Source organism: Octadecabacter antarcticus 307 (assembly GCF_000155675.2).
In the GTDB taxonomy this organism is placed as follows: domain Bacteria; phylum Pseudomonadota; class Alphaproteobacteria; order Rhodobacterales; family Rhodobacteraceae; genus Octadecabacter; species Octadecabacter antarcticus.
The window spans coordinates 3,013,664-3,030,805 of the sequence record NC_020911.1; the positions used below are offsets into that span (position 1 = coordinate 3,013,664).

The window sequence follows — 17,142 nt, forward strand, 5'->3', positions numbered from 1 at the left end:
TGCTTCAACCTCATCCAAGTACCACTGCCGATTTGAATATGCGCGCATCTGGCTGACCCTTTTCTTGCGGATCTCAGCGGCAACAGCGGGTCAAATCGGTTCCACCAAAATTGATCCGTCTCATAGCTGATGTCGATCCCGCGTTCGTGCAACAGATCCTCCACATTCCGAAGCGATAACGGAAAACGGACATACATTATCACGGCTAAGCGGATGATCTGGGGGCTCGTCTTGAAATAGCGAAAAGGGCTGCGTTTTGTCATCTCGAGACGCTAATTGCTCACCCTGCCCGCCTTAACCGATTTTTCTCTGACAGGGCCGTCAGATCAGTTAATCGCAGAAATACTCCTCGGCTGAATACTGGTCTCTGCCACAAGCGCAGCCAAACATGCTGGACAGTTACCATTTTTGTTCTCTCAGCTTCAAACAGTCACCAAGTTCTCTGCTTTTCGAGCGTACTCCGCCGTTCCGGTGTTAACCGTTGTCGCAGGCTCCAGAAGGATCACTTCGCATGTATCTGTCAACGCGACGGGGCAATGTTCGACCCCATGCGGCACGACAATAAATTCCCCTTCCTCAACGACTTCTTCGCGGTCTCGAAAGCGCATCAACAAACGTCCGCGATGGACGAGGAACATTTCGTCCTCGCGTTCATGGAAGTGCCAAGTGAAACTTCCCGCAAATTTAGCGAGCTTGATTTGCATGTCATTCACCTGACCCGCGATGCGCGGCGACCAAGTTCCTGAGAAACTGGCAAAGGCGTTATCGAGCTGCTTTTTCTTAAAGGGGGATAAGTGCCCGTTGAGGTCAGCAACATCGCGAACGATTGCAGTAAGTTGGCTTTCAAGTTCATTACCGCTTGCTGGATATTCCCCATCAAGCGCAGCAGTGCCAATCGTAAATCCACTTGCCCCTGCCCCTCGCACGAGTTCAATACGGGCTTTGTCCGCGATGGACCCTGCAACAATCACTGGTTTACCTGCGGCTTCACACACTGCGGCAATCAAGGCAGGAATATCCGGCAGCGACGAACGATATGCCAGCAAATCAAGACCATGTACGCCCTCCCGTGAAGCAAGATCACGTGCGCTGTCTGCAATTTCTTGAAGCGACCCTTCAAGCACACTGGGATGGCCGACGATACGTCCGGGGAAGGGATAGTATTCAATCCCTGTGCTACGCAGAATGGGAAGAACATCGTCTACCCGTGTGCCACCCAGAAGAATATCCACGCCGATATCCACCGCAGCTTTGGCAGACACGACTTCGCTGTCGCGGTTCAGCGATACAACTTCCAAATAGGACGTGGCACCACTCGCTTTAATGGTCTGGTTTAGTTTTTTCAGGTCCGCAACCGAAAGCCCAATATCTTTGAATCCGATATGACGCACCCCAAGCGATAAGGCGGTCGCAAGATGTATGGCGGCATCATCCACTGTTCGGTCATTTCGGGTAAGCATGAATATAAAACGGAGTCCCATTAGGCGGCGTCCTTCTTTTTGGTTCCGGTCGCGATCAAGCGACGGGCATATTGAATTGCAGTTAGCAGGCTGGTGGCATCAGCAATGCCTTTGCCTACGATGTCGAAAGCTGTCCCGTGATCGGGTGAGGTCCGCACAAAGGGCAGGCCAAGCGTGATATTGACGCCTTTTTCGACACCTAGATACTTTACCGGGATCAAGCCTTGATCGTGGTACTGTGCAACGGCAACATCAAAGCGGTCAACAGAACTAGATGATCAAACCTCGACTTCAAAGACATGCGGTTTGACATTTTAGCCTCAAGAATCGAACAGCCGACTGCTGGATCAAAATCTCCGTAGATTTAACCCCGCTAAGCTGCATTATGAGTCTTATTCTTGGAACATCGACATTGGAGCTCGACGCCAAGATGTTTTCGCCAACCAAGGTTAGGTACCGGCGCATAAGCTTCCCAGCAGACCAGACAAATTACATATTGAGGGGCGTTCAAAAAGTTTTGAGGTTGAGAAAGGTATGCCCTCAGCGCATGCAGCTAAAAAACTATGAAAGCTTGGAGACGCGTTCAGTCAATGCCGTAGCCATAAGCTTTTTTCTGGTGCCCGCGGACGAATTCTAACCCCGTCTCAATTGGCTGCGAAACTTCAAATCTAACCCTCATACACAGGTTTCGTCTGCTCCCAGCTGAGTTATTGTCAAATCTGGTGTTTGAGGGTTGTCGGTCATGCGGCGATCTGGCTGTGGTTGGTGGTTTCAATTCCGTCTTTGAACTTGACGCCTGTGATGACTTTGGCCAGGTAATCAAAGCCGCGTAGCTTCCTCCAGTTTTGCTCTGCGCATTGTCCCAGCTTGAACATCATGTGCAGCATGCCATCGCGTGACAGGCAGCCCTTTGAGCGCTTGGTGCGATGTCGGATCGTGGCGAAGGCCGATTCAATTGGGTTGCTGGTGCGGATACTCTGCCAATGTTGGGCGGGGAAGTCGAAGAATGCCATGAGTTCTTCGCGGTCTTTTTGCAGGCACAGCGCCGCCTTGGGATATTTGGGTTCGTAGATTTTGATGAACAAATCGAACGCCTTTTCCGCATCATCTTTGGTCTCAGCCTGCCAGATGTTGTGGATCGCCGCTTTGGCCTTTGGCTGTGATAGCTTGGGCAGGCAGTTGAGCACGTTCATCGTTTTGTGTTGCCAGCACCGCTGCTGTCGGGCCGTGGGGTAGACTTCATCCATGGCGGCCCAGAACCCCATGGCACCGTCTCCAATCGCCAATTTTGGGGCATTCATTCCCTGGCTTTTGAGGCTGAGCAGAACTTCTCGCCAGCTCTGGGTGGACTCGCGCACCCCGTCCTCAATGGCCAAGAACCGCTTCTTGCCACGGGCTGTGACGCCAACAATTACAAGGGCGCAGAGCTTGTCATCCTCGCCCCGAAGGCCGCTGTGAACGCCGTCAGCCCAGATGTAGACGATTGGCTCATCATCTAACTCAGCGTCTTTCCAAGCCTCGTATTCATTGGCCCAATCGCGTTTTAAACGCGAAACCGTATTTGCTGACAATCCCTTGGCATCAGGGCCCAAGAGAACCTTGAGGGCTGGGGCCATCTCACCGCTGGAAATGCCTTTGAGGTAAAGCCACGGCAAGGCAGCTTCCAAGGTCTTGGTTCTACGCACATAGGGTGGCACCAGGGCCGAGCGGAATGTTACTGGTGTGCCATCCTTCGAGCGGACCTTTGGAATCCGCACGCTCACAGGGCCAATGCCCGTTTGAAATGGGCGAGCCGGATGATGTCCATTGCGCACGACTGCCGCGTGACCGGCATCGGTGCGTAAGCCGGTAAATTGCGCCAGATAACTGACAAGCTCGGCCTCAACTGCTGTCGCTATCAATTGTTGTGCTCCCGTTTTCAGCAACTCCGTCAGCGCGTCCGTCATCCCGTCTCGACGCGCAAAATCAACAATGTTAGTCGTTTCCATGGTGGTGTATCTCCTTCGGTTGGGCTGCTGTCTTCCAACAACAATTCAACCAGATACGCCGCCAACCTTCAAACCACTCAAACACTAGATTCAGTCATATCTCCTCCCAGCTAGCCAAGCGACGCTACAGCGTGCGCCAATACTTCAACGCTAGCCACCAAATCTGCCTCATCGGTATCTTCTTCAAACGCATGGCTAATGCCACCGATTGACGGCACGAAGAGCATTGCAACGGGCATTAGCCGCGCCACATTTGTCGCATCATGCAACGCGCCCGAGGGCATCAACCGCCAACTTCCTGGTGCGGCTACCTTCGCCCCATGCTCCATCGCAGCCTTTAATTTAAGCTCCATAGCAACCGGCTCTAGCTCCCACATCGGGCCAAAGTGCACGTCCATGTCACGGATATCAGCAACTTCTTGTGCGGTATCACGGACAATTTTTTTCCATCCGCACTAGACGATCCGCATCAGCGTCGCGCCACTGCATCGTGAACATGCCTTTGCCAGGCACAATTGAAGATGCATTGGGGTGCAATGTCACATGCCCAATGGTCCAGACCGTCGTTGGAGTTACCACATTGCGCAGCCGGTCATTGAGCAAATTATTAAATTCAATGATCGCTTGGAAAGCATCACGTCTCAAGTGCATTTGGGTCGTACCTCCGTGATTTTGTTGGCCATCAAAGGTAATTCGGATCTCGCGGGTTCCAACACAGCCGCAAAAAGCAGCAATAAACAAACCACAATCAAGACCAGAACAATGTCGGCTTAACGGCCAACATGCGCTTTGGCACGCTTCAGCTTTGTGACGAGCACGCGCGCCAAAGCGCAACCCGCCATTATACACTGTGGACCATTTTTGCCCCGCGATCTGGTCCCTTCTTACTCCGCGATTGACAAGCGCCCGACGGCCTGATTTTAAATCCCCTTTTGCGCCCTGACCGTGACGGTGGACCTTGACAATGGTGCCGTCAATCATGGTGTATTCAAAGTCGGCATCTTCGGCTAATGCTCTGAACATACGATAGAAAGCATCCGCCTTCACCCACCTGCGGAACCGCTTAAATACCGAATTCCACTTGCCGAAATCTTCTGGAAGATCGCGCCAGGGGCAGCCCGTGCGTGGGTAATCCACAGCACCGCCTCGAAGAAAAGACGAGGGTTGGGTCCGGTGCGGCCGGGATCACATTCACGGCCAAGACAGTGTGGGGCGATGTTTGCCCATTGGGCGTCGGTCAAAGTGGTGCTGATCAAGGTTGCCTCCCATGTTGGCAACAGTGAATCAGTCATTGCGGGATTTGGGAATCTTCAAACGTCAACACGCCCTAGTAGAAGCAAAAAAAGGTGGCATGATAAAATCATAAGTTTTAATAAGAGACCTCTGCATAAGTCTGGGATTCCCCTGAAGGTTTAATTTTGCTATTTTAAAGCCATGCAGAAGCCATTTTCCACCCAACCCGAACTCTTCATTACCAGCGCTGATCTTGAGCATGCGAGCCTGCAAGGGTTGGACGGTGCCGAGGCGATTTTGGACTGGGTAAAGTTCGAACAAATCATGGCTGAAATCTATGCCAGCAAGACTGGCCGCCCGAGCTATCCATTGCTGACTTTACTCCGCGCGTCATTGCTGGGCATCTGGTATCGCTTGAGCGATGCTGAGCTGGCTCAGTCCCTGTTTCGCGATCTGTTGTTCAGGAAATTCTGTCACCTCGAATTGGGTGGGGATGTCCCTGACGCCACTACCATCGGGCGCTTTCGGGCGAGGTTGATGGAGCTGGGCCTGTGGGAGGTTTTACTGGGCGAAGTGAACCGCCAACTTGAAGCAAAACATATCATCATGACTGAAGGTCGCATCAATATCACCGATGCCACTCCGGTTGAAGCGGCGCAGTCGGGGTACGGCAAAGACGCCAATGATGAACCCACGCGCGACAAGGATGCGGGCTGGCACGTAAAGGCCGACAGTCGCGGTAATATAAAGTCCACCTACGGCTACTCGGTCCACACTGGCGTCGACGAACCCTCTCATGGTTTGCAAAAGACAAACCACTGCCGGGCAGTGGATGGCTTCATCCACCGCCAAACGGTCACACCAGGAAATGCCCATGACAGTACCGAACGGAACACGCTATTGCTGGGCGACGAGGAAGCGCTTTACGCGGATGCCGCCTATTCTTCGCAAGCCACACGCGAAAAATTGGAGCAGTTTGGTATTGATGATCAAGTGCAGCGCAAGGGCTATCGGGGCCACCCTTTGTCCAAAGCGGATTTGGTCCGCAACAAAGAGATTGCCGTGATCCGCTCCGGCGGCGAGCGCCCCTTTGCCACCTATAAATCCAGCTATGGATTGGCTCGAACGCGGCTGATGGGGTTGGCTAAAAACCTAACCCTGTTCGGCCTGGCAGCCATCGCCCATAATATTGCGAAGGGGGCAAAGTTCTTGGCGCTCTACGGCCTGCCAGACCCGGAACCCACTGGATAAGTGCGACCAAAATCAAAAATAACACCTGAAACCCAACGCTACAGTCACCTAAGAGCGTTAACACAGGCAACTTTTGGAAACACATGACCAACGGAAACACAAACAACAGGTTATGCTGTGGTCTCAATAAGTGTATTTAATATGAATTAATCAGTATCTGGCAAGCAAGGGTGATTCAGAATTTGCAACGTCAAGAGTTCCAAGGCATAAATGGATGTCAGTGCGAAGCGCCTGACGGTGGCATGAGCGAAGTATAATTGATGCAACTGAGAACGCTAATTCACATTCCCATTGTTCACAGTGCAGAAGATATGGGTTCAGCATCTGATGTCCTACGGCAGACATACATTCGCCAAAAGGGACTTGAAGCGTGGGAAAAAAGCCGTTTTTTGATAAAACAGTTTTGGGCTGACATAGACGCAGCTGTTTTAGCTCTTGATGTCAATTTTTCTCAAATGCGCATTTATCAGGATGGACTTCCAGTATGCGGGTTTGAAGCTAAAATTGTGCGAGATCTAGCAGAAAGCCAAACAAGTGGGAAAAATTACCAGATTGTGGCTAAATTGATGGATCTGGGTGCCAGACTGGAAGGGACCGAAGACCTCGAGCTTCTGCTCAAGGAACGTGAATTGATAACAAGTGGCAATGCCAGCCCAGAGAGCTGCACAAATTTGGCATCTGCGCTGGTAAAGAGCAATTTGCTGGATAAACGGGATTATTTTATCGCCTCTCGTATAGATACTACATTGCAGTCTGAAGAAGTTGGGATCCTGTTTCTGGGAGCCTTGCATGATGCAACCGCGAAGCTTCCCGCTACTATTAAAGTAGTATCACTGGAAAAATTTTCCCAGGGTGAGATAAGTAGAGGTGGTCGCGAACATTCGGGCCAGTAGTTATGAACTGCGGCCCTAAAACTGGACATTGCGCGCGATACCTGAACCGCGATTTTCTTTGACTTTAGGGATAGTATCTCATCGCACTTTCTCCATCATCTTTTCGCGGACAACCTCAGTAGGGGTCTTCCAGTCCAGGCACTTGCTTGGAGTGTTGTTGAGGTGAGCACAGATCAGTTTGATGGCAAAAGTCATGAAAGCTTACTTGAGGTATAGGCTTTGTTGCACAAATCGTATTCTGTAGGCTTCAATGTACGAATCCAGTGTAGTAGAAAGCCGATATGAACAGCCGGACACCGACGAAGTACAAGACCCGGAACTGGGAGGATTACAATTTTTCACTAAAAAAACGAGGATCGTTATCAATCTGGTTTGATCCGCAGATGGTTTAGGAAGCTGAGGCGTCTGGTCGAAGGGGGCGTCAGCAAACCTACAGTGATGCTGCCATTCAAGTTTGTCTAACCTTCAAAGTCTTAATGGGTCTGCCTTTGAGGCAGACGACTGGGTTTGTTGAGAGCCTGCTGAAACGTGCTGGGCTGGAATGGTCGGTGCCAGACTTCAGCACCCTGTGTCGTCGCCAGAGAACTTTATCAGTTGCAATTCCTTACAAGGCGTCTGCGGGGCCGTTACACCTATTGGTCCCCTCTCATGGTTTGCAAGAAAACCACTGCCGGGCAGCGAACAGCACAGGCATCAAAGCTGAAGGCGAAGGTGAGTGGAACGCGCGCAAGCACGGCGGGTCCAAACGCCGACTGTGGCGCAAGTTACATATTAATATCGATGAGGAAACGCTTGAGATACGCGCCATTGAGGTAACGAGTAGCCAGATCGGCGATGCGCCTATGCTGCCAGACTTGCTCAACCAGATCCCTCCGGACCAGGACCTAGGCAGCGTCACCGCCGATGGTGCATACGACACGCGCAAATGCCATGACGCGATTGCAGCCCGAAACGCCCATGCCGTTATCCCGTCCCGCAAAAACGCCAAGCTCTGGAAGCCTGACACGGCAGGAGCACGGGCGCGCAACGAAGCGGTGCGGTCCTCGAAGTATCTTGGCCGTGCCCTGTGGAGGAACCTGACTGGATACCACTGCCGTAGCCGTGTCGAAACGAACCCTCTCATGGTTTGCAAGCAAACCACTGCCAGGCAGTGGATGCATTGTATGAAACTGCTTGGTCAGCGCCTCTCGGCAAGAGACTTCGACCGCCAGGTTGCGGAGATCCAAATCTGGGCCGCGATCCTAAACCGCTTAACAGCTCTCGGCATACGGTGTTTGTCAGACATGTTGTCCGCCGATTTCATGCTGCGTCTCTGATTTCAGGGGCGCTTATTTAGGTTTCGGGGTTGAGCCAGACGGGTCCTGCTGGTTGCCAGTTGCGGGTTTTGCCTGACCAGCGTTCCGGGTTTTGCGCACGTGCATTTGCATAGAGCATGGCACGGTTGGCTAGCGCCGCACAATCATGGCCAGCGTGGCGCGCGTTGGGAGTGACGAAGCGGATGGCGCTGTGCAGGTGTTCGCCATTATACCAGCGGGTGAAGGATTTCACCCAGTCTTACGCATTGACCTTCGTTGCGAAGCCCTTTGCAGGCCAGTTTGGGCGATACTTGCAAGTGCGGAACAGCGCCTCGGAGAACGGGTTGTCGTTGCTGATGCGCGGACGGCTATAGGAGGCCGTGATGCCCAACTTTTCCATCGTCACCTTCATCGTGGCCCCTTTCATGGGGCTGCCATTGTCGGAATGCAGAACAAGCGGCTGCATAAAGCATCCCTCAGCCAGCACCGCCCACCGAATCAGGTTGGCCGCCAAGTCTGCACTTTCGCGCTCATGAACTTCCCAGCCGACGGTTTTCCAGCTGAAGATGGCCACGATCAAATAGAGGTAGAAGGACATGCCAGCCAACGGCCCGGGCATCCACTTTATATCCCAGGTCCAGACTTCGCAGGCCGTGCTGGCCTTGTATCTGGTGGGCGGTTTGCGCCGGACCGGGGGCTTGGCTCTGCCCCGGTGATGCTGCTGCCCATCCGCGCGCAGGATGCGGTAGAAGCTGGACTCAGACGCGAGATATCGCCCCTGATCCGCCAGTTTTGGCACAATCTGGCTTGGTGGCAGGCCACTAAATTCCGTTGAATTACAGGCTTCCAGCACAGCCGCGCGTTCAACATCGCTCAGCTTGTTCGCGGGTTCTGGGCGCGGCACGAGTGACCGTTGATCGGCGTGAAGCTGGCCGTCTTTTGTCCAACGACGCAGAGTGCGGTTGCTGATCTCCAGCTCGAAGCAGGCTTTGGCACGCCGAGTGCCAGCGGTGATGACGTCGTTGATCAGAACAACTGCGGTTTGGTGATGTGGGGTGCTGATCATGCGTCCTCTCCGCCCCCCAGATCGCCGAGGCCTTTTTTTGTAGAACCAGAAGCGCTGCGGTTTCGGCCAGTGCGCGGTCCTTGCGAGCCAGTTCCCGCTCCAGATCCTTGACCCGTTTTTTCTCTTCCTTGGTCGCCCGACCCAGACGCGCCGTGCTGGCGCGGTCCCAATCGTTCGCCTGATCGCAAGCCGATCGCCACACCGTGATCTGCGCCGGATAGAGCCCGAGTTTGCGGCAGTATTCAGCAAGATCGGTCTCGTTCAGCGCCGCCGTTTCCAACACCGCTGTAAACTTGTCGCGTGACGACCAGCCCTCAGGCCCCGCGTCAGCAGCGGGCAGAAGCTGCCCCTTGCTGCGCGCCTCAACCCGCCACTTGTGCAGTGTCGCCTTCGAAATCCCTTCCTCCTAAGAAAGCCGCCCAATGGCCAAGTAGTTTGGTGGAAGCATCCGCTTCAGCACAGCCGATTTCCATTCTGGTGAATATCCCACGTCATTGTCCTATCCCGCACACCTGAGAAATACAGAAAAGTAGAGTAGCGGACAACATCCCTGACACAGGGGGCATACCCCGTACCGTGCCAGTAGGCTGAATCCGTCTGGGGTAAGGGGACGTCTGACCTCAGCCCGATTTGTGCAACAAAGCCGTGGTGAAGCCTCAAAACTTGATTTGTGCAACAATGCAATAAGATAACCAAAAACCATATAATGGTGACACTAAAAATTGTTATTACTGTTGAAAAACCTGACTTGATTTAATAAATAACTAAATTCATAAATTATGTTTAATTACTACAATTAATAATTATATAAGTGTATATAACTATCTTATTTAAATATTAAGTAAATTACTTAACAATTTTCATTGTTAAATGTCCTTTCAATGGAATTTTTTTACTATATATTTGCATCATGGTGATTATTAATATCGCTGAGAAAGTTGCTATAGTTCAATAGCACTAACATCCCAAAACTGGAGATAACTACGATGGCCGTAAATAAAATGAACTCTTCGAGCAGTCTTGCCGAAGTCGTAGATCGCATCCTCGACAAGGGTGTTGTGATTGATGCATGGGTACGCGTATCGCTTGTTGGTATCGAGTTGATTGCCGTCGAAGCGCGTGTGGTCATAGCTGGAGTTGATACGTATTTGAAGTATGCCGAAGCGGTAGGCCTTACCGCCGAAGCCTGAGTTGTGTGACGGCTAGATCGAGAAGGGAACCCTTGCTCTTAAAGGGGCTTGGGTTTTCTTCTTAGCAAAACATATATCAATTTGGCAAATGAGGTATCGAGATGGCACTAACTGCAAAAAAATCGCAAATATCCCGTGATTTTAAGGAATCTCATATTAAAAGATCGTATGAAATTGAAGAAATTAAGCAGTCGCTTGTGCGCCAAGTCGAAGTGGGAAAATCCTCGGCGCGCAAAGTGTCGTCTGAGTTGCAGGAATCGATACATCGTGACCTGAAAAGTATTTCCCAGCACGTCGCTGCGGGCCGCAGTGCAGCTTCAAATATGGTTTTAAGTTACAAAGCGAGACGCGAGGTAGGTACTAGTTCATTAAGGGCCCTGCTTGAAAGCGATCGTACTGATCTTGCAGTTATGGTAAGTAAATTGCTGCTAGAGCTAAGAAAGGCTCGCATAGTAGCACGAGCGGCTAGTCAAGGTTATCGGGCCAGTCGGAAAGCAAAATTGAAACTGAAAGATGTGGTTTTCAGTCATGAGCCCTCCGCTTCCAGAGAGCCGACTGCCAAGGTTGAGAGTTCTCCGTCTCCAGTGAAGTCTAGTGGGTCGGCCCCTGTAACGTCTTCGCCGCCAGTGAAGTCTAGTGGGTCGGCCCCTGTAACGTCTTCGCCGCCAGTGAAGTCTAGTGGGTCGGCCCCTGTAACATCTTCGCCGCCAGTGAAGTCTAGTGGGTCGGCCCCTGTAACGTCTTCGCCGCCAGTGAAGTCTAGTGGGTCGGCCCCTGTAACATCTTCGCCGCCAGTGATGTCTAGTGGGTCGGCCCCATTAACGTCTTCGCCGCCAGTGAAGTCTAGTGGGTCGGCCCCTGTATCGTCTTCGACATCAGTGAAGTCTGGTCGGTCGGACCCAGTAAAATCTTCGCCGCCAGTTAAGCTTGGTCAGCCTAAGTAATAAGTTCTGGCGAGGTTATTTCTGAAGTCAAAGAGTAAGCCAAATTACCATTTAGTGGTTATTTGGCTTACCTCAGCCGTACTCTTGTATGTGTCTCGGTATTGTTTTGAGTACCAAATTTTTTTGTATTTAGTAAATCTGCTAGAAGAACTGGAAGTAGTATATGGTACATTTTGCACGGTCAGACAATTTAGACATTCTGCGATCGCGTGCTCTTGGCGACCGCATTGTAAGGTCGGCAGGGCGTAACAGCGGGAGTATAGAAATAACTCTGCCAGTCAGGTTGCAGGTGCTCCAAGGTGTGATGTGTCGGGTCGAATTGAGAGACGGTATTGCTGCAGAGGTTGTTCTCCACCCTGACTTTTCTCCCCTTTTGCTAATCTTTGACAGGGTTTGGAGTTTGCTGAAGCAATCTCTCAAGACAGTCGATGATATAGGGGAATTCTGGGAGGGTGACTACGTATTGGGCCTCTTTCCTGAAATGTCGCAAAGTGGTCGCCCCATCCTTGCCTATGCGGACGCTTTGGCACTTAAAGATTCCCTTTCCGACTTTGGCAAAGTGAAAACTGTTGAGATCACGCATGTTCTGGAACCATTAGCCAGAATCATTGAGAGCATGGCGGCGGTGGGAGCCATCCGCCTAGGCCTGTCAACTCAGACTGCAGCAATGTTTGGCAAACAACTTGCCTATGTTGCAAGCGGGGTGGCAACAGGAACTATAGATGCTTTTGCACGCGGCTCCCTTCTGGACGCTTCTGGGGAGATTGGATGGTGCAGAGACCAACCTTGGGCCGATGAGACTTGGATTGCGGCTCAACCAAGTATCGAAAATATACACGATAGATGTCTAGTTTGGGACAAAAAACCAGGGCTTTTAGCCAAGCAGCGGCAACTCTGGTATCAGGCCCGTCGATTTGAAACACGCGCTTGTAAAGAGCGTTCCTAATTAAAAATGCAAGGCCATGCTTTGTAAAGGAGATACAAATGAACAGTAATTTGAGAGCCACCAATTCTGGTGGGCCTGACATTTCAAAGACAATGATGCCGGAGGCACGAGAGGACTTTGTGCAAACTGAGAGCGTGAAGTCTATTTCACGGCGCGCATTGGCCTACATCAACGCAGGTTATTCAGTTCACTTCCGCGGGCCTGCTGGTACTGGCAAAACCACGATGGCGATGCACACGGCAGCGCTTCTTGGCCGCCCGGTGGTGTTGATCACTGGCGACGAAGAAATGATAACTTCGAACCTTGTTGGGGCAGAAAGCGGTTACAATTATCGGAAAGTAACAGATAATTACATCCACACTGTTAGCAAGATAGAAGAAAGCTCAGACAGGTCTTGGAATGATCACCGACTTACAACAGCGTGTCGCGAAGGCTATACGCTGATTTATGATGAGTTTACGAGATCGCGGGCCGAAGCAAACAACGTGCTTTTAAGCGTCCTAGAGGAAGGTATCTTAGTGTTGCCCGCCCAAAACCGAGGTGAACCCTTCATTAAGGTGCATCCCAATTTTAGGGTGATCTTTACCAGTAATCCTCAAGAGTATGCTGGTGTGCATGAAGCACAGGACGCACTCAGCGACAGGATCGTGACCATCGACATTGGAGAGGCTGACCGCGAACTGGAGGTTTCTATTGCCTCGTCTCGGTCCGGTTTGGAAGTGGCCAAGACCGAGCCCATTGTCGATATGGTTCGCGCATTCCGAGATACTGGCGAATATGATCAGACACCGACGCTCCGTGCTTGCATCGTGATCTGCCGCATGGTGGCTAATGAGAAGCTTAATACAACGATTGATGATCCCTTTTTCGTACAAATCTGCCTTGATGTCCTCGGTTCTAAGTCGACGTTCGGCGGCAAGGAACATGACAAGCGAACTCAACAACGAAAGTTGCTCCTTGATAATCTAAAACACTATTGCCCATCCAAAGTATCCACAAAGCCATCGGCAAAAGATGATGAATCTAAATCAACGTTAATACAAGTATCTTCGAGAGGTTCGTTATGAATACCTCTGCAAAACGGGGTGTTAAAGGATTGCGGGATATCGGAACTGTAAGAACGGTTGTGCAGAACCAGCAAAAACATGAACGCTCTCATATGGTTGGACGCTTCGCGCGCCTTGACGCCGAGCGAACAAGGCTGGAGCGCGAGATAGCTATGTGGTCAAGCCGAAAAACAATAGCTGAAGTTAAATTGGAAGTGGTTGTCAAACAAATAGATACACTACGGCCAATGCTGCTTGACAATCCGACAACTACAAAGCCGCCCACTCATGGGCGAGGTAAAGTTTCGACCGAAGTCCTCGATTCGAATGGGGTTTTTAACCATTCGGTGTCATTAAACTACTAGAGCTAAGCAATGAGCGCCTCAATTTAAGTGAAGCGTAGCCCAGTCATAAAGAGGTAAACTATGAAGAAAAAAACTACGGGAAAGTCAAAGGCAGAAAAAAATACGCCAGAAATCGAGCTTGGGGGGCTATTTCGTGGCTTGGGTGATTTCGTCAATTTGCTCAGTAAACTTGCTGAAACGGGTGAGAAGATAAAGGAAAGTGAGGGTGAATTCCAGATCAAAGGACTTGGTGATAATACCCGTGGCATCTACGGATTTAGCGTCCGTAGTGGCATTGGCGGTGGAGGACCACGGGTTCAGGCTTTTGGAAATGTACGTACCAGTGAAGCGGGGCTTGTGGTTGACGAAGTGAGAGAGCCAATGGTCGACGTTTTTGACGAAGGCAGCGAAATAGTAATTACAGTGGAGCTTCCTGGCGTTTTGGAAAGTGAGATTGTGACCAGCGTTGATGATGATGTGTTGATAATTACCACAAATGGTGATCGGAGTTATGCCAAAGAAATTTTTCTGTCAGAATCCGTTTTAAAGAAGAGCCTAAGTCAGTCCTACAATTATGGGTTGCTGGAAATACGAGTTAAGAAGATGACGCATGAAACGGGAAGTGGTGAGAATGACAGATGAAAACACGATCAATAGCAAGTATCTTTACGCTATAATAAAGTGCCGGGAACAACGGGAATTTATAGCACGTGGGATCGGTGAGCGAGGAGATGCAGTCCATACGATAGCCTATAAGGGGTTGGCGGCGGTGGTCAGCGACTCACCGGTAATGGAATACGATCAAAGTCGTCGGAACATGATGGCACATACCGCCGTTCTTGAAGAGTTGATGGAGGAGTTTACTCTGCTTCCAGTGCGATTCAACACGGTCGCGCCAGAGGCTGGCGCAATCGAAGAACGCTTGTTGGTGCCCCGCCATGAAGAATTCACGCAATTACTGGGTCAAATTGATAAACGTGTAGAACTGGGTATCAAGGCATTTTGGCACGATGGAATGATCTTTGAAGAAGTGTTGCGTGAGAACGATTCTATTCGAAAAATGCGAGATGCCTTAGAAGGCAAGTCGGTTGACGGAAGTTATTATGAGCGGATTCAGTTGGGTGAAAAAATTGAGCAAGCCATGATAAAAAAACGGGTAGAAGATGAAGAAATAATTCTCTCGCGCATAAGGCAACACGTCCACAAGTCGAGAAGTAATAAGACCATTGGAGACCGAATGGTTTTGAATGGAGCATTTCTTGTGGATGCTAACAAGGAATCTGATTTTGATAAAGCAGTGCAATTACTTGATCAAGATTTAGGCAATCGCCTGATGTTCAAATATGTAGGACCAGTTCCGCCCTACAATTTTGTCAACATCGTCGTAAATTGGGGGGTGGTGTAAACATAATGGGTATTATTCTAAACACGCTTATGAGTCCGTTGATTGGCCCCATGAAGGGCGTTTTCTGGGTTGCAGAGCAAATAAAAGATCAGACAGATGCTGAAATCTATGATGACAGCAAGATCCTTGTAGAACTTTCAGAACTTGAGCTTCTTCTTGACCTTGAAAAAATAGAACTCAAGGACTTTGAGGCCAAGGAGGACGTATTATTAAAACGGTTGCAAGAAATACGAAAGGCAAAGAAAAATGACTCCGTCTAAATCGCCACCTAGATCTACTAAAGGCTCCGAAAAACCGTCCCTACTCCAAACGCCTCAGTCGAAAAAAATTGTTGCTCCCCCTCCAATACCACGCCTTATTGATATCATTGAAGGAGCAAAGCTCCAGCTTGCTAGTATGGGGATTTCCCCAATCGATGGTGTCACCGGGATTAAAAAGGTAGAACACGGTTGGGAACTTTTGATTACTTTAGTAGAACTTTCTCGAATTCCTTCTAGTTCTGATGTGCTTGCTGAATATGCAGTAAGCCTCGATGGGATAGGAGAAATTATTAGTTACAAGCAAGTCCAACGCTTTCTTCGCAATCAGATAGGTATTGATGATGGCGAGTAGTTCTAAAAATTTCTTACTAAAAAGAGGGCAAGTTTGATGAATGATGGAAAAATGGAGCATTCGCTGAACGCTACAAATCTCGCAGATATTCTTGAGCGTGTCCTAGACAAAGGTATCGTCATCGCTGGCGATGTAACAATTTCTTTGGTTGGCGTTGAACTGCTCAATATCAAGTTGCGTCTGCTGATTGCGTCGGTCGATAAGGCTATGGAAATGGGTATCAACTGGTGGGCTCATGATCCTTTCCTCACGGCTGGAGCACAGGCACCGGCAGTAGCTGATCCAGCCATGTTGGAGAGAATGGATCGCCTTGAGGCCGCTCTTGCAACAGCTTTGGCATCGAACCAGACGACCCCAATGAAGGGACACAAGTAGTGAGGGCACCACAAATGACCGTAGTGGCAGAAGAAAACATGACCGGAAGCGTAGGGCTTTACGTCTGTGCAATCGTGGCAGAGTGGGAGTCTAACAGCGCGCTGATAAAATGCGCCAATGAAGCGCAAGGCGAAATCCAGCTGATTGGGCAGGGGGGGATTACTGCCGTTGTAATGGTGCCGCCCGAGGACCAGCCTGTCAGCCGAGATCGACAGGAATTAGTGCGACAACTGCTGGTGCACCAGCAGCTTGTTGAAAGGTTTACTGAGATTGCACCTGTCCTGCCAGTCAAGTTCGGAACTCTCGCGCCAGATCGCGAAAGCGTTGAGCTCGGTCTTGAAAGAGGGCGTGAGAAGTTTTTTACTGCCTTTGGTGGCTTGTCTGGCAAAACACAGTTCGAGATTACTGTGACCTGGGATGTTGCTGATGTATTTGCGAAGATTGCCAAATTGCCTGCTGTTGTAAAGCTGAAAGTAGATCTGGTGGCAACGTCGGAGAGTGATAGACCAATAAATCTGGACCGAGTTGGAAGGCTTGTGAAAGAAACTCTTGATCATCAGCGGGCACAAACTGGCAAAGTTCTATTGGACGCCCTGTTGCCGCTTGGCGTTGACAGTATTGTCAACCCAATCCTAAACGATAGCATAGTCTTGAATCTGGCTTTGCTAGTTGACACGGATCAAGCAGATGCGCTTGACCGCTGCCTCGATGAACTGGACAGCACCTTTCATGGTGCTTTGTCGTTTCGTTGTGTTGGTCCAATGCCACCGCACAGTTTTGCAACGGTCGAGATCAATTACATCGAACCCACCCAGGTCAGTCACGCTTGCTGTGTTCTGGAACTCGACGCCGCCCATAATTTTGAAGAAATTCGTTCAGCCTATCATCGTCTTGCTAGGCAGACCCAACAGGACATCGCGCCTGATGTCGTTGTGGACAACAAAAGTTCTAGTGTGGGTATTGCAGTGCTTAACGACGCCTACAAGACGCTGTTGTCTTTTGTCGATGCAGGTGGACCGGTAGTCGTTTCGGTGCAGCGGCAGGAAGATGCCTATGCGACTGATATCCCTTCAAGCGGCGGATAGAAGGAACCT

Annotated in this window: 14 protein-coding genes and 6 pseudogenes; 13 read left to right on the forward strand and 7 right to left on the reverse strand. The window is 50.4% G+C overall.

The window, feature by feature from the left end:
- Positions 1-6: 6 nt before the first annotated feature.
- The 6 genes and pseudogenes from OAN307_RS30190 to OAN307_RS30195 all read right to left on the reverse strand — a co-directional run.
- A pseudogene (locus OAN307_RS30190) lies at positions 7-263 on the reverse strand (IS6 family transposase); the annotation flags it as partial.
- Positions 264-422: 159 nt separating this feature from the next.
- Positions 423-1,481, reverse strand: a complete 1,059-nt coding sequence (locus OAN307_RS15355) for a cupin domain-containing protein (protein WP_015500556.1) — start codon at positions 1,479-1,481, stop codon at positions 423-425.
- Positions 1,481-1,720 (reverse strand): annotated as a pseudogene (locus OAN307_RS15360) (4-hydroxythreonine-4-phosphate dehydrogenase PdxA); the annotation flags it as partial. The gene OAN307_RS15355 and the pseudogene OAN307_RS15360, both read right to left, overlap by 1 nt.
- A 480-nt stretch (positions 1,721-2,200) precedes the next feature.
- Positions 2,201-3,448: an IS256-like element ISOan5 family transposase gene (locus OAN307_RS15370; RefSeq protein WP_015500557.1), complete on the reverse strand. Its 1,248-nt coding sequence runs from the start codon at positions 3,446-3,448 to the stop codon at positions 2,201-2,203.
- 110 nt (positions 3,449-3,558) lie between these two features.
- Positions 3,559-4,162: pseudogene (locus OAN307_RS15375) on the reverse strand (M20/M25/M40 family metallo-hydrolase); the annotation flags it as partial.
- Between the two features lie 213 nt (positions 4,163-4,375).
- Positions 4,376-4,740: pseudogene (locus OAN307_RS30195) on the reverse strand (IS5 family transposase); the annotation flags it as partial.
- 142 nt (positions 4,741-4,882) lie between these two features.
- On the opposite strand from OAN307_RS30195, the gene OAN307_RS15385 reads away from it, so the two are divergent.
- From OAN307_RS15385 to OAN307_RS15400, 3 genes and pseudogenes are all read left to right on the forward strand, one after another.
- Positions 4,883-5,932 (forward strand): IS5 family transposase, encoded by a 1,050-nt coding sequence (locus OAN307_RS15385; protein ID WP_015500558.1) that lies wholly within the window; start codon positions 4,883-4,885, stop codon positions 5,930-5,932.
- Positions 5,933-6,192: 260 nt separating this feature from the next.
- Complete coding sequence (locus OAN307_RS15390) at positions 6,193-6,825, forward strand: hypothetical protein (RefSeq protein WP_015500559.1); 633 nt, start codon at positions 6,193-6,195, stop codon at positions 6,823-6,825.
- A gap of 281 nt (positions 6,826-7,106) precedes the next feature.
- Positions 7,107-8,141 (forward strand): annotated as a pseudogene (locus OAN307_RS15400) (IS5 family transposase).
- 16 nt (positions 8,142-8,157) lie between these two features.
- Here OAN307_RS15400 and OAN307_RS26645 read toward each other — a convergent pair.
- Positions 8,158-9,583, reverse strand: a pseudogene (locus OAN307_RS26645) (IS3 family transposase).
- 589 nt (positions 9,584-10,172) lie between these two features.
- Between OAN307_RS26645 and gvpA the strand changes: the two are divergent.
- From gvpA to OAN307_RS15455, 10 genes are all read left to right on the forward strand, one after another.
- Positions 10,173-10,376: a gas vesicle structural protein GvpA gene (gene gvpA, locus OAN307_RS15415; RefSeq protein ID WP_015500562.1), complete on the forward strand. Its 204-nt coding sequence runs from the start codon at positions 10,173-10,175 to the stop codon at positions 10,374-10,376.
- A gap of 1,233 nt (positions 10,377-11,609) precedes the next feature.
- Positions 11,610-12,266: a hypothetical protein gene (locus OAN307_RS15420; protein ID WP_245541058.1), complete on the forward strand. Its 657-nt coding sequence runs from the start codon at positions 11,610-11,612 to the stop codon at positions 12,264-12,266.
- Positions 12,267-12,304: 38 nt separating this feature from the next.
- Positions 12,305-13,333, forward strand: coding sequence for a gas vesicle protein GvpN (gene gvpN / locus OAN307_RS15425; protein WP_015500564.1), 1,029 nt, complete (start codon positions 12,305-12,307; stop codon positions 13,331-13,333).
- Complete coding sequence (locus tag OAN307_RS28155) at positions 13,330-13,677, forward strand: hypothetical protein (RefSeq protein ID WP_144055594.1); 348 nt, start codon at positions 13,330-13,332, stop codon at positions 13,675-13,677. Before gvpN ends, OAN307_RS28155 begins: the two co-directional genes overlap by 4 nt.
- Positions 13,678-13,737: 60 nt before the next feature.
- The gene (locus tag OAN307_RS15430) at positions 13,738-14,298 is read left to right on the forward strand and encodes an Hsp20/alpha crystallin family protein (RefSeq protein ID WP_015500565.1); all 561 of its coding nucleotides are present in this window, start codon (positions 13,738-13,740) and stop codon (positions 14,296-14,298) included.
- Positions 14,267-15,061 carry a GvpL/GvpF family gas vesicle protein gene (locus tag OAN307_RS15435; RefSeq protein WP_015500566.1) on the forward strand — a complete coding sequence of 265 codons (795 nt, stop codon included), beginning with the start codon at positions 14,267-14,269 and terminating at the stop codon, positions 15,059-15,061. Before OAN307_RS15430 ends, OAN307_RS15435 begins: the two co-directional genes overlap by 32 nt.
- A 5-nt stretch (positions 15,062-15,066) precedes the next feature.
- Positions 15,067-15,321 (forward strand): gas vesicle protein GvpG, encoded by a 255-nt coding sequence (locus OAN307_RS15440; protein WP_015500567.1) that lies wholly within the window; start codon positions 15,067-15,069, stop codon positions 15,319-15,321.
- Entirely contained in the window at positions 15,308-15,673 is a 366-nt protein-coding gene (gene gvpO / locus OAN307_RS26650) for a gas vesicle protein GvpO (RefSeq protein WP_083903029.1), read from the forward strand. The genes OAN307_RS15440 and gvpO overlap by 14 nt, the downstream gene beginning before the upstream one ends.
- 36 nt (positions 15,674-15,709) lie before the next feature.
- On the forward strand, positions 15,710-16,048 hold the full coding sequence (locus OAN307_RS15450) for a gas vesicle protein (protein ID WP_015500569.1): 339 nt from the start codon (positions 15,710-15,712) through the stop codon (positions 16,046-16,048).
- 14 nt (positions 16,049-16,062) lie between these two features.
- Positions 16,063-17,133: a GvpL/GvpF family gas vesicle protein gene (locus OAN307_RS15455; RefSeq protein WP_015500570.1), complete on the forward strand. Its 1,071-nt coding sequence runs from the start codon at positions 16,063-16,065 to the stop codon at positions 17,131-17,133.
- Positions 17,134-17,142 lie beyond the last annotated feature (9 nt).

What these genes read in the sequence shown, in the direction of transcription:
- OAN307_RS15355 (WP_015500556.1), bottom strand. Translation starts at nt 1,481, where the DNA reads ATGGGACTCCGTTTTATATTCATGCTTACCCGAAATGACCGAACAGTG.
- OAN307_RS15370 (WP_015500557.1), bottom strand. Translation starts at nt 3,448, where the DNA reads ATGGAAACGACTAACATTGTTGATTTTGCGCGTCGAGACGGGATGACG.
- OAN307_RS15385 (WP_015500558.1), top strand. Translation starts at nt 4,883, where the DNA reads ATGCAGAAGCCATTTTCCACCCAACCCGAACTCTTCATTACCAGCGCT.
- OAN307_RS15390 (WP_015500559.1), top strand. Translation starts at nt 6,193, where the DNA reads ATGCAACTGAGAACGCTAATTCACATTCCCATTGTTCACAGTGCAGAA.
- gvpA (WP_015500562.1), top strand. Translation starts at nt 10,173, where the DNA reads ATGGCCGTAAATAAAATGAACTCTTCGAGCAGTCTTGCCGAAGTCGTA.
- gvpN (WP_015500564.1), top strand. Translation starts at nt 12,305, where the DNA reads ATGAACAGTAATTTGAGAGCCACCAATTCTGGTGGGCCTGACATTTCA.
- OAN307_RS28155 (WP_144055594.1), top strand. Translation starts at nt 13,330, where the DNA reads ATGAATACCTCTGCAAAACGGGGTGTTAAAGGATTGCGGGATATCGGA.
- OAN307_RS15430 (WP_015500565.1), top strand. Translation starts at nt 13,738, where the DNA reads ATGAAGAAAAAAACTACGGGAAAGTCAAAGGCAGAAAAAAATACGCCA.
- OAN307_RS15435 (WP_015500566.1), top strand. Translation starts at nt 14,267, where the DNA reads ATGAAACGGGAAGTGGTGAGAATGACAGATGAAAACACGATCAATAGC.
- OAN307_RS15440 (WP_015500567.1), top strand. Translation starts at nt 15,067, where the DNA reads ATGGGTATTATTCTAAACACGCTTATGAGTCCGTTGATTGGCCCCATG.
- gvpO (WP_083903029.1), top strand. Translation starts at nt 15,308, where the DNA reads ATGACTCCGTCTAAATCGCCACCTAGATCTACTAAAGGCTCCGAAAAA.
- OAN307_RS15450 (WP_015500569.1), top strand. Translation starts at nt 15,710, where the DNA reads ATGAATGATGGAAAAATGGAGCATTCGCTGAACGCTACAAATCTCGCA.
- OAN307_RS15455 (WP_015500570.1), top strand. Translation starts at nt 16,063, where the DNA reads ATGACCGTAGTGGCAGAAGAAAACATGACCGGAAGCGTAGGGCTTTAC.